Source organism: Pseudomonas sp. 3B-A001-10F, assembly GCF_056313565.1.
On record NZ_JBQYFW010000016.1, the window covers coordinates 1 to 12,890 of the forward strand.

Sequence of the window (12,890 nt, forward strand, 5' to 3'; positions counted from 1 at the left end):
AGTGAAACGATGCATCGCCGATGGTAGTGTGGGGTTTCCCCATGTGAGAGTAGGTCATCGTCAAGATTAAATTCCGAAACCCCAATTGCGAAAGCAGTTGGGGTTTTGTTTTGCCCGCAGGAAAGTTCGTACAGCATCCAAGGATGTCGTCCGGCTGTCATACCCTGTCGACAATGCTAAGGTTCTGCCCTGGCTTTTGTACTTCTCCAAGGAAACCCTTATGCCGGACGCCCAGTCCCTCAACGCTGCATTCATGGTGGTCCAGAGCAATAGTCTGGACGAACTGCGCAGCCTTGTGATCAGCATAATGCGGCGCTATCCACTGGCCCCGCTGGAAAACGAAATCGCTCTGGTGCAGAGCAACGGTATTGCGCAGTGGCTCAAACTGGCCTTGGCTGAAGATCCAGAGGACGACGACCTCGGAGGTTGCGGTATTGCTGCCGCGATAGATGTGCAACTGCCGGGCAGTTTCATGTGGCAGCTTTACCGCATGGTATTGGGTCGAGATGAAATTCCTCCCAAATCCCTGCTCGATAAGGCCCCGCTGACCTGGCGCCTTATGCGTCTGCTGCCACAGGTCATTGATCGCCCGCATTTCGAGCCGTTGCAACGCTTCCTTACCCATGACACCGACCTGCGCAAGCGCTATCAATTGTCCGAACGCTTGGCGGATCTGTTCGACCAATATCAGGTGTACCGGGCCGACTGGCTGGAAGACTGGGCCGAAGGCCGGCATCAATTGCGCACTGTCAGAGGTGAAGTAAAACCACTGCCCCCGACCAGTTGCTGGCAGGCAGAACTGTGGCGTGCGCTGCTGGATGACGTGGGTGAGCAAGGTATGGCGCAGAGTCGTGCCGGCGTTCATCAACGGTTTATTGAGCGCATCAACAACCTCAACGAAGCACCTGCGGGATTGCCTTCGCGAGTGATCGTTTTCGGGATTTCTTCGCTGCCAGCCCAAGTACTTGAAGCGCTGGCCGGGCTCGCGCGTTTCAGTCAGGTTCTGCTGTGTGTACACAACCCGTGCCGGCACCATTGGGCCGACATTGTCGCCGACAAGGATCTGCTGCGGCATCAATACAAACGGCAATCGCGCAAGACCGGAATGCCAGCAGTGCTGGATCCTGAAACACTGCATCAACACGCCCATCCACTGTTGGCTGCGTGGGGCAAACAGGGTCGGGACTACATCAACCTGCTCGACAGTTATGACGATCCCAATAGCTATCGGGCGGCTTTTCGCGACGGCCGCATAGACCTGTTCAGCGAAACTCAGCCGCACAATCTGCTCAATCAACTACAGGACGATATCCTTGAGTTGCGCCCACTCAATGAAACCCGTGAGCACTGGCCTGCTGTCGATCTGGCACAGGACGAGTCGATCCGCTTTCATATTGCCCACAGCGCTCAACGTGAAGTCGAAATACTGCATGACCAGCTCCTGGCACGCTTCAGTGCCAACCCGGATCTGCGTCCGCGCGATGTGATCGTCATGGTGCCTGACGTCGATAGCTATGCCCCGCATATCCGCGCGGTTTTTGGTCAGCTTGACCGGCATGATTCGCGGTTTATCCCCTTCACATTGGCGGACCAGGGACAACGTGGCCGTGATCCACTGCTGATCGCGGTCGAACACCTGCTCAAGCTTCCCGACAGTCGTTTCCCGGTCAGTGAAATTCTCGACCTGCTCGACGTTCCTGCACTCCGCGCTCGCTTTGGTGTAGAAGAGCGCGACCTGTCGACACTGCATCGCTGGATCGAAGGCGCGGGCGTGCGTTGGGGCATGAGTGCCGAGCAGCGAGCGGGTCTGGGTTTACCCGACGAGCTTGAGCAAAACAGTTGGCATTTCGGCCTGCGTCGCATGCTTCTGGGCTACGCCGTCGGCAGTGCCAATGCATGCGAAGGGATTGAACCCTACGATGAGATCGGCGGACTCGACGCCGCACTGATCGGGCCGTTGGTGGCTCTGCTCGATGCGCTGGAACTGGCCCACCAACAGCTCACCCAACCCGCTCAACCCAAGGAGTGGGGATACCGTTTACAGGCGCTGATGCAACTGTTCTTCAAGGCCAGTAACGAGCATGACGACTACTTGTTGACCCAACTCGAAGAGCTGCGCGAAACCTGGCTGGAAACCTGTGACGCCGTAGGTCTGGCGGATGAGCTACCACTGACCGTGGTTCGTGAAGCCTGGCTCGCCGGCCTGGACCAGGGGCGTTTGTCTCAGCGCTTTCTGGCTGGTGCCGTGAATTTTTGTACGCTGATGCCCATGCGTGCCATACCGTTCAAACTGGTCTGCCTGCTGGGAATGAACGACGGCGACTATCCACGCGCACAGCCGCCGCTGGACTTCGACCTCATGGGCAGCGACTACCGTCCGGGAGATCGCTCACGACGTGAAGATGACCGTTATCTTTTGCTTGAGGCGCTTTTGTCGGCGCGCAATCAGCTGTACATCAGCTGGGTGGGACGCAGCATCCGCGACAACAGTGAGCGACCTGCCTCCGTGTTGATTGGCCAACTGCGCGATCACCTCGCCAGCGGTTGGCGATTGCCCGACGAAAATCGTGATCTGTTGAGTGCCATGACCCAAGAGCACCCGCTGCAACCGTTCAGTGCGCGCTATTTTCATGAAGGTGATCAACTCTTCAGCTATGCCAGCGAATGGCAGGTTCTGCATCAACAGCATGAGTCTCAAAACGAAGCGCAGGTGCTGACGCCTTATGTACAAGATGAACCCCTGAGCCTGGCGTTGTTGCAGGACTTTTTGCGCAACCCGGTCCGGCACTTTTTTACCCAACGTCTCAAAGTGTATTTCGAAGCGGCCGAAGCCCCCCTGGCCGATGAAGAGCCCTTCGTGCTGGACGCATTGCAGCGTTACACGCTCAGCGACAGCCTGCTCGAAGCTGCTCTCAGGCAACCGGACAATGTCGAACAGGCGCTGACTGCCCAGGCACGACGTCTGCAAAACAGCGGTCTGTTGCCAATGGCCGGGTTTGGCGAGTGCCTGCAGCGAGAGCTGATCGAACCTCTGCCGGATCTACTGCAGCGTTATCAGCAACTGCTGACACTGTGGCCGACCCCGTTGAGCAGTGCCACGCCGGTCAACCTTGAATTGCAGGGCTTGCGACTCGAAGGCTGGCTTGCCGGTTTGCATCAGCGTGCTGACGGTGGCCTGTTGTCGGTCACGACCATTCCCAACAGCATTGGCTCGATCAAAAGCCGAAAATGGCATCGCCTGACCAAACCCTGGGTGAATCATCTGGTGGCCTGCGCCAGCGGACTTTCCCTGAGCACCGCATTGGTGGCCAACGATGACACGCTGCTGCTTGAACCGATGGAGCCGGATCGAGCGGTACGTTTCCTCGGCGATTTGCTCCTCGCCTGGCAGGCCGGGATGCGTCAGCCACTGCCGATCGCGGTAAAAACTGCCTTCGCGTGGCTCGCTCAGAGCGACCCGCTGAAGGCCGAAGCGGCCGCGCGTAAAGCCTATGAAGGTGACGGGCAGACCAGCGAAGGCGAGCGCCGGGAGAGCCCGGCGTTGTCACGGCAATTTGCCGATTTTGACGCATTGCTTGCCGAAGAGACGTTCTCCGGTTGGTGTGACGCCTTGTATCGCCCGTTGTTTGAAGCGCCCTGGCGTTCGCTGTCCACCGAAGGGGCTCGCGCATGAGTACCAAGACATCCCTCGCACTGGCATTCCCGCTACAGGGCAGCCAGTTGATCGAAGCCAGTGCCGGTACCGGTAAAACCTTTACCATTTCGGCTTTGTATCTGCGGCTTATCCTCGGGCATGGTGACGAGGCGAATGGATTCGGCCGAGAACTGTTGCCACCACAGATTCTCGTGGTGACCTTCACCGATGCCGCGACCAAGGAACTGCGTGAGCGCATACGCACGCGTCTGGCTGAGGCCGCTCGATTCTTTCGTGACGAAACGCCTGCACCCGACGCGCTGATCGCCGAATTGCGTGATCAATTCGACTCCCCTCAATGGCCCGGTTGCGCCAACCGCCTCGATGTCGCCGCGCAATGGATGGACGAGGCAGCTGTCTCGACGATCCACAGTTGGTGTCAGCGCATGCTGCGTGAGCATGCGTTCGACAGCGGCAGCTTGTTCACCCAATCCCTGGAAACCGATCACAGCGAGTTGCTCGGCGAAGTGCTGCGCGATTACTGGCGGCTGTTCTGTTACCCGATGCAGGGCGATGCCTTGAATTGGGTTCGCAGCAATTGGGGTGGGCCGGCGGCGTTGTTGCCTCGCGTGCGCGGCCTGTTCGCCAGCGAGCGTGACAGCGACGAGGGCAAGGCGCCTGCGGAGCTGATCGATGAATGTCTGCAAGAACGCCGTGCCGCGCTGATCGAGCTGAAAATGCCATGGCGTCAGTGGGCAGACGAATTGCTCGCCATCTGTCATCAAGGTGTTGCGAGCAAAACTGTCGACGGTCGCAAGATGCAGGCGCGTTACTTCGAACCGTGGTTCGAAAAGCTCAAGGCATGGGCCGAAGATGAGTCCCTGGAACAACTGGATATCGGCACTGGTTTCACCCGACTGACTCCCGACGGGATGGCCGAAGCGTGGAAAGGCCATGCTCCCAGTCACCCCGGCCTGGACGCGATGCCGAAGCTCAAGTCGAGTCTCGATGCATTGCCAACCCCTGATGCCGCAGTGCTGCAACATGCCGCCAAATGGGTAGGCGCGCGCTTTGAAGAAGAGAAGCGGCGTCGCGCCGAGATGGGCTTCGACGACATGTTGTTGCGCCTGGATGCCGCTCTGCAATCCGACGGAGGCGAACGTCTTGCGACGTTGATTCGCGAGCAGTTCCCGGTCGCGCTGATCGATGAGTTTCAGGACACCGACCCGGTGCAGTACCGAATCTTCGAAAGTATCTATCGCATCGAAGACAACAGTCCTGAGACCGGCCTGTTCCTGATTGGTGATCCGAAGCAGGCGATCTACGCTTTCCGTGGTGCAGACATCTATACCTACCTGCGCGCGCGTCAGGCCACCACTGGCCGGCTGCATACGCTGGGCACCAACTTCCGTTCCAGCCACGGCATGGTCAACGCGGTCAATCATGTTTTCGCACGCGCCGAGTCCCGAGAGCAGGGCCGCGGAGCGTTTTTGTTCCGCGAGAAAAACGGCGACAACCCGGTGCCGTTCCTCCCCGTCGAATCTCAAGGTCGCAAGGAACAGCTGCAAGTTGCCGGGCAAGCTGTCGCGGCGTTGAATGTCTGGCACTTGTCCACCGACCAGCCACTGTCAGGTGCGGTCTATCGTCAGCAGTTGGCGGCAGCGTGCGCCAGCGAAATCACCTCGCTGCTCAATGGTGGGCAAAACGCTAGCGCAGGGTTTATTCAGGACGGCAAAGACTTCAGAGGCCTGAGGCCGTCCGACATCGCGATTCTCGTGCGCGATGGTAAAGAGGCCCAGGCCGTACGTGGAGAACTCGCCGCCCGTGGCGTGCGCAGCGTTTATCTGTCGGACAAGGATTCGGTATTCGCGGCACAAGAAGCCCACGATTTGTTGTCCTGGCTCAAGGCCTGTGCCGAGCCGGATGTCGAACGCTCCCTGAAAGCGGCATTGGCTTGCATCACCCTGAACCTGCCATTGGCCGAACTGGAACGTCTGAACCAGGACGAACTGGTCTGGGAAACCCGGGTCATGCAGTTTCGTGGCTATCGCGAGCTATGGCGCAAGCAAGGCGTGCTGCCGATGTTGCGCCGCCTGCTGCACGACTTCCATCTGCCGCAAACCTTGATGACGCGCACCGATGGCGAGCGTGTCCTGACCAACCTTTTGCACCTGTCGGAATTGATGCAGCAAGCAGCAGCGGAGCTGGACGGTGAACAAGCGCTGATTCGCCATCTGGCTGAACTGCTGGCAGTGTCTGGCCAGGCCGGCGAAGAGCAGATTCTGCGTCTGGAAAGTGATGAGCAATTGGTCAAGGTCGTGACCATCCACAAGTCCAAAGGCCTGGAATATCCATTGGTGTTCTTGCCGTTCATTTGTTCGGCAAAACCCGTGGATGGCAGTCGCCTGCCACTGCATTACCACGATGCAGAGGGCAAGGCTCAGATGAGTTTGAAACCAACTGCCGAGTTGGTAGCGCAAGCGGACGATGAGCGGTTGGCCGAAGACTTGCGCTTGCTCTACGTTGCGTTGACTCGCGCACAACATGCCTGCTGGTTGGGCGTGACGGATCTCAAGCGGGGCAATAACAACAGCTCGGTGCTGCACCTCTCGGCGCTGGGTTATCTGCTTGGTGGTGGCGCATCGCTTGGCGAGTCCAGCGAACTGAAACGCTGGCTGCAAGATCTGCAACAGGATTGCCCGGCTATCCATATCGATGAAATGCCCCAACCCACTGACGAGCATTACCAGCCGCCACGCAATGACGCCGTGCTGAGTGCCACACTGTTGCCCAAGCGCAAGGCCAGCGAAAACTGGTGGATCGCCTCCTACAGCGCTCTGCGCATCAGCGACGTGTTGAGTGGCGGCAGCGATGAAGCACCGGACAGCCCGCAAGCGCAAAAGCTGTTTGATGACGAACGCCTCGACCCCGATGCGCCGCGGGAAATCATTGCCGGCGGCGCCGATATCCACCGCTTTCCGCGCGGTCCCAATCCGGGAACATTTCTCCACGGTTTGCTGGAATGGGCCGGAGATGACGGCTTTGCCGTTTCCCGCGAGGCGCTGGAGGATGCGATTGCCCGACGCTGCAACCTTCGCGGTTGGGAGGGTTGGATCACCACCTTGAGTGACTGGTTGCAGCATTTGCTCAAATCGCCACTACCGATTGCCGGCGGGCAGCCACCGGTTGTACTCGAACAGCTGAAGCAATATCGGGTCGAAATGGAATTCTGGTTCGCCAGCCATAAAGTCGATGTACTCAAACTCGACGAACTGGTGCGTCAGCATACGCATCGGGGCGTGGCCCGCGTGGCAGCCGAACCGGTGCAACTCAACGGCATGTTCAAGGGCTTCATCGACCTGACCTTTGAACACGATGGCCGTTACTACGTGGCGGACTACAAATCCAACTGGCTCGGTGTGGATGATCAGGCCTACACCGAGCAGGCCATGGAACAGTCGATCCTCGACAACCGCTATGACCTGCAATACGTGTTGTACCTGCTGGCGTTGCATCGCCAGCTCAAGGCGCGGCTGCCTGATTACGATTACGACCGACATGTCGGCGGCGCGTTGTATCTGTTCCTGCGTGGCACGCGTGCTGACAGTCGTGGTGTGTATTTCGCCCGTCCACCCCGTGAACTGATCGAGCGTCTCGACCGTATGTTTCAAGGAAAACCTGAACCCAAGTCCGAACCCGCCTGGGAACAGGGAGTCCTGCTATGAGCCGCACCTTTGCCGATCTGCTACCCATACCGCTCGCAGCCGACAGCCTGTCGAGGCTTTCGCCGCTGACTCGCGCCGATGACCTGTTGATATTGCTGACTCGTTGGGTCGAGCGTGGCTGGCTGCGTGCGCTGGACAAAGCGTTCGTCGCGTTCCTGCACGAACTTGAGCGCGACACCGATCCGCTGGTGCTGCTGGCTGCCGCCCTGACCAGCCATCAACTGGGCCACGGTCATGTCTGTCTTGATCTGTACGAAACCCTGAAGGCTCCTGACTTCGCGCTGTCGCTGCCCCCCGAAGGCGACGTGCAAGGCGGTGTGCTGTTGCTGCCGTCGCAATTGCTTGAGGCGCTCGACGGTGCTCACTGGTGCAAGGTTTTGGCCGAAAGCTCTTTGGTCGCTCTGGCGGCGGATACCAGCGATAGCGCACAGCAACGTCCGCTGGTGTTGTCGGGCAAACGCCTGTATTTGCGACGCTATTGGGCTTACGAGCGACGCATCGATACGGCGTTGCGCCAGCGCCTGGAGCAAGTCGAACCAACACCGGACGATCTGCCGCAGCGCTTGAACGAACTGTTCGGATCAGCCAGAACCGGCGAGGTAATCGACTGGCAGAAACTCGCCTGCGCCCTTGCCACTCGCGGTGCCTTCAGCATCGTCACCGGCGGTCCGGGTACCGGCAAAACCACCACGGTGGTGCGTTTGCTGGCCCTGCTTCAAGCGCCCGCAGTCGCTACCGGTCATCCGCTGCGGATTCGTCTGGCGGCACCGACAGGCAAGGCCGCGGCGCGGTTGACCGAGTCCATCAGCCAGCAGGTGCAGTCGCTGAAAGTTACCGAAGAGGTGCGGGCGAAGATTCCTTGTGACGTCACCACCGTGCATCGCTTGCTGGGCAGCCGTCCCGGCACCCGCCATTTCCGCCACCACGCCGGCAATCGCTTGCCACTGGATGTGCTGGTGGTCGACGAAGCCTCGATGATCGACCTGGAAATGATGGCCAATCTGCTCGATGCCTTGCCACCCCATGCACGCCTGGTTCTGTTGGGCGACAAGGACCAACTGGCCTCTGTGGAGGCCGGCGCTGTGCTGGGGGATTTGTGCCGTGACGCCGAGGGTGGCTGGTACAGCCCGCAGACCCGACAGTGGCTGGAGTCGGTCAGCGGTGAGTCGTTGCAGGGCAGCGGCTTGCATGAAGACGTCGAAGGCGCTCACCCGCTGGCCCAGCAGGTGGTCATGCTGCGCCACTCCCGGCGCTTCGGCGAGGGCAGCGGGATCGGTCAGCTCGCGCGTCGGGTCAATCAACAGTTGCCGGATGAAGCGCGTCAGTTGCTCACCGCCGGACACTATGACGACGTGTATTCGTTGCCGCTCAAGGGCGAACAGGATCACAAGCTGGAGCGCCTGCTGCTGGAAGGGCACGGCGACGGCCCGCAGGGTTACCGCCATTATCTGAGTGTGCTGCGTGACCAGCGCCCACCCTCGGCTCGGCCCCTCGAACATCCGGACTGGGTCGTTTGGGCCCGCGAAGTCTTGCAAGCTTTCGACACTTTCCAGTTGCTGTGCGCCGTGCGCAAAGGGCCATGGGGTGTCGAAGGTCTGAATCAACGAATCACCGCCGCATTGCTCAAAGCACGTCTGATTGAAAACGATCAGCAATGGTACGAAGGCCGTCCGGTTCTGATGACTCGTAACGATTACGGTCTGGGCTTGATGAACGGCGACATCGGGATCGCCCTCAAGCTGCCCGAGCGCGAAGGGCCGGACGCGGGAAAACCGGTATTGCGCGTGGCGTTCCCGCGCAACGACGGCCAGGGCGGCGTGCGCTTTGTACTGCCCAGCCGCCTGAACGACGTTGAAACCGTCTACGCCATGACGGTACACAAGTCCCAGGGCTCGGAGTTTGCCCACACGGCGCTGATCCTGCCGGATGCCTTGAACCCGGTGCTCACCAAAGAATTGATCTACACCGGCATCACCCGCGCCAAGCACTGGTTCACCCTGATCGAATCCCGCCCGGGGGTGTTCGAGGAGGCAGTGCAGCGCAAGGTCAAACGCCTGAGCGGGCTGATGCTGGAACTGGAAGAGGGCGCCGTGCCTCGGGGATGAAAATCCAGACGATTGACGGCGATTACTGACCGACCGGTCAGAGGTCGCTGTCTCGCTGGCGTTCCAGTGCTGTGCTATCGTTGCGGCATCATTTCGCTACGATCCAAGAGAATCCCTGCATGAAGGTGTCTGTCTGGGCGACAGAGCGCGTAGTTGTCTGCAAGCACGCGTTGCTTGTCGGTCTGCTCTGGTTGTTGACGGGGGCGGCTGTCGCACAGTCGCAAGCGCCGACGGGCATGGCCGAACAACGGGCCAAATCTGTCACTCAGGTTGTTCTTGGCATTCTCAGCTACGCGCGCTGGCCGGTGGAACCGGCGCAATTGCGCTTGTGCATCGTCGGCCCCACCGAATACACCGATGATCTGGTCAAAGGCACCACTCAAGCCACCGGCCGGCCGGTGACCGTACGTCGCCTGCTGGCCGACAACCCGGCCATCGTCAGCGACTGCGATGCGGTGTACATCGGCAAACTCACGGTGGATGAACGCGCTCGCTTGTTCGCTTCGCTGATCGGTCATCCGGTGCTGAGCATCAGCGAAGGCGGCGATCAATGCACGGTCGGCAGTCTGTTCTGTCTACGCATTGGCGATGAACAGGTGTCTTTCGAGGTCAACCTCGACTCCGTTGCCCGCAGCGGCGTGCGTATTCACCCAAGCGTGCTGCAATTGTCGCGTCGCAAACCGGCGGCACCATGAAACTGTTCCGAGCGGAAAAACGCCCGACGTTGGGGTCGGTCATCGGCCGAGGGCATTTGATTGTTGCGCTGGTGGGCGTGGCGATGGCCAGTGTTTCGCTGACATTGCTCGGTGTATTGGCGTTACGGGTTTACGCCGACCATAACCTGCACTTGATCGCCCGTTCGATCAGCTACACCGTGGAAGCTGCGGTGGTGTTCAACGACAAGACGGCCGCCAACGAATCGCTGGCGCTGATTGCTTCCGCCGAAGAGGTCGCTGATGCCCAGGTGCTGGACAGCCAGGGACAACTGCTCGCGCATTGGCAGCGACCGGAAAACGGCTTGTTCTCTGAGCTGGAAATGCAGATCACCCGCGCCGTCCTGGAAAAACCCATCAGCCTGCCGATCGAGCATCAGGACCGTGAAATCGGTCGCGTATTGCTCACGGGTCATGGCGGTAGCCTGATGCGCTTTCTGCTCAGTGGTCTGGCGGGGATCATCCTCTGTACCGCGATCAGCGCCTGGGTCGCGCTCTACCTGGCGCGGCGCCAGTTACGCGGCATCACCGGCCCCCTGCGCAGCCTGGCCGCCGTCGCCCACGCCGCACGCAGTGAACGCGCGCTGGACCGCCGCGTGCCGCCGGCGAAGATCGCCGAACTCGACAACCTCGGCAATGACTTCAACGCCTTGCTCGACGAACTGGAGTCGTGGCAAACCCATCTGCAAAACGAAAATGAAACCCTCGCTCACCAAGCCAGTCACGACAGCCTGACCGGTTTGCCAAACCGCGCCTTTTTCGAAGGGCGGTTGATCCGCGCGTTGCGCAATGCCGGCAAACACGATGAGCGCGTGGCCGTGTTGTTTCTCGACAGTGACCGTTTCAAAGGCATCAACGACAACTTCGGCCACGCCGCCGGTGATGCGGTGTTGGTGGCCGTGGCCAACCGCGTCCGTGCGCAATTGCGCGAAGAGGATCTGGTGGCGCGGCTGGGCGGTGACGAGTTCGCGGTTCTGCTCACGCCGCTGCACAAGGTCGAAGATGCTGAGCGGATTGCCGACAAGATCCTCGCCAGCATGGACATGCCCATCGCGTTGCCGGGCGACACCAGTGTGGTGACCTCGCTCAGTATCGGCATTGCGGTTTTTCCCGATCATGGTGCCACGCCGGGGGCCTTGCTCGATGCCGCCGATGCGGCGATGTATCAAGCCAAGCGCCTGTCGCGCGGCGCCCAATTCACGGCCGGGGCGGAGCACCCGGTCGATTCCGTGCAAACCAGGAGCTGACTCTCGTGTCCACACTGACCATTCGATCTTTTTACGCTGTGCTGTTGATCGCCGTACTGGCCCTGACCGGTTGCCAGACCGCGCCGCAAAAAGGCCTGACCCCGGCGCAAGTCGCCGTGCTCAAACAACAGGGCTTTGAACTGACTGACGAGGGCTGGGAGTTTGGCCTGTCCGGCAAAGTGCTGTTTGGCAGCGACGTCGAAAGCCTGAACACGCAAAGCACCGAGATCGTCGAACGCATTGGCAAGGCCCTGCTGGGTGTCGGCATCGAGCGCGTGCGCGTCGATGGTCACACCGATGCATCGGGCAAGGAAACCTACAACCAGCAACTGTCCCTGCGCCGTGCGAAAAGTGTCGCCAACGTCCTGCGCACAGTCGGCATGAAGGACGAGAACATCCAGCTGCAGGGCCTGGGCAGCAAAGAGCCGGTGGCATCCAACGATACGGCAGCCGGTCGCACGGAAAACCGCCGGGTCTCGATTGTGGTCAGCGCCGACTAATCGGCGAACTGCATGTCGCGGGTTTGCCCCATCAGCAGACTCTGATTACGCTCGGTCACCTCACGGATGTAATCCCACAACAGGGTGATCCGTTTCAACTTGCGCAGATCCTCCCGGCAGTACATCCAGAACTGCCGGGTGATGTCGATGTCCTTCGGCAATACCGGCAGCAGGCGCGGATCTTGTGCGGCGAGGAAGCACGGCAGAATCGCCAGAGAACGCCCCTGCTGTGCGGCGACGAACTGCGCGATCACGCTGGTGCTGCGCAAATGCGCGCTGGCGCCCGGCAACACGTTCGCCAGGTACAGCAGCTCCGAGCTGAACGCCAGGTCATCCACATAACTGATGAATTGATGCTTGCTCAAATCGGCCGGGCGGCGGATTGGTGGGTGTTGGTCCAGATAGTCCTGGGTTGCGTAGAGCTGCAAACGGTAGTCGCAGAGTTTGCAGCAGACGTACGGTCCATGCTCCGGGCGTTCCAGAGCAATGACGATATCGGCCTCGCGCTTGGACAGGCTGATGAAGTGCGGCAGCGGCAGGATGTCCACCGAGATCGCCGGGTAGGCGTCGACGAAATGGCTCAGCTGCGGGGTGATGAAAAAACTGCCGAAGCCTTCGGTGCAACCCATGCGCACGTGCCCGGAGAGTGCCACGCCAGAGCCGGATACCTGCTCGCAGGCCATGTGCAATGTGCTTTCAATCGACTCGGCATAACCGAGCAAGCGCTGGCCTTCGCTGGTCAGGACGAAGCCGCTGGTCCGCGATTTCTCGAACAGCAAAGTGCCCAATGCCGCTTCCAGCGAACTGATCCGCCGCGACACCGTGGTGTAGTCGACAGCCAGCCGTTTGGCAGCAGTGCTGGCCTTGCGGGTGCGGGCGACTTCGAGGAAAAACTTGAGGTCGTCCCAGTTCAGCGAACCGAGGGAGGTGATGTTTTTTTGCATGATGGACGGGCTTATATGTGCG

Annotated in this window: 7 protein-coding genes; 6 read left to right on the forward strand and 1 reads right to left on the reverse strand. The window is 60.1% G+C overall.

The window, feature by feature from the left end:
- The first annotated feature begins 220 nt into the window (after positions 1-220).
- The 6 genes from recC (at position 221) to yfiB (ending at position 11,924) form a co-directional block, all read left to right on the forward strand.
- Positions 221-3,673, forward strand: coding sequence for an exodeoxyribonuclease V subunit gamma (gene recC, locus AC0ZWN_RS16075; RefSeq protein WP_476335707.1), 3,453 nt, complete (start codon positions 221-223; stop codon positions 3,671-3,673).
- Entirely contained in the window at positions 3,670-7,359 is a 3,690-nt protein-coding gene (gene recB / locus AC0ZWN_RS16080) for an exodeoxyribonuclease V subunit beta (RefSeq protein ID WP_476335708.1), read from the forward strand. The genes recC and recB overlap by 4 nt, the downstream gene beginning before the upstream one ends.
- On the forward strand, positions 7,356-9,464 hold the full coding sequence (gene recD, locus AC0ZWN_RS16085; RefSeq protein ID WP_476335710.1) for an exodeoxyribonuclease V subunit alpha: 2,109 nt from the start codon (positions 7,356-7,358) through the stop codon (positions 9,462-9,464). Before recB ends, recD begins: the two co-directional genes overlap by 4 nt.
- A gap of 119 nt (positions 9,465-9,583) precedes the next feature.
- Positions 9,584-10,159 carry a regulatory sequestration protein YfiR gene (gene yfiR, locus AC0ZWN_RS16090; RefSeq protein ID WP_476335712.1) on the forward strand — a complete coding sequence of 192 codons (576 nt, stop codon included), beginning with the start codon at positions 9,584-9,586 and terminating at the stop codon, positions 10,157-10,159.
- Positions 10,156-11,424, forward strand: coding sequence for a diguanylate cyclase DgcN/YfiN (gene dgcN, locus AC0ZWN_RS16095; RefSeq protein WP_095051047.1), 1,269 nt, complete (start codon positions 10,156-10,158; stop codon positions 11,422-11,424). The genes yfiR and dgcN overlap by 4 nt, the downstream gene beginning before the upstream one ends.
- A 14-nt stretch (positions 11,425-11,438) precedes the next feature.
- Positions 11,439-11,924: an outer membrane lipoprotein YfiB gene (gene yfiB, locus AC0ZWN_RS16100; RefSeq protein WP_407047286.1), complete on the forward strand. Its 486-nt coding sequence runs from the start codon at positions 11,439-11,441 to the stop codon at positions 11,922-11,924.
- Here yfiB and AC0ZWN_RS16105 read toward each other — a convergent pair.
- Positions 11,921-12,868 (reverse strand): LysR family transcriptional regulator, encoded by a 948-nt coding sequence (locus tag AC0ZWN_RS16105; RefSeq protein ID WP_476335714.1) that lies wholly within the window; start codon positions 12,866-12,868, stop codon positions 11,921-11,923. The two genes, yfiB and AC0ZWN_RS16105, sit on opposite strands and share 4 nt — an antisense overlap.
- Positions 12,869-12,890: the final 22 nt, after the last annotated feature.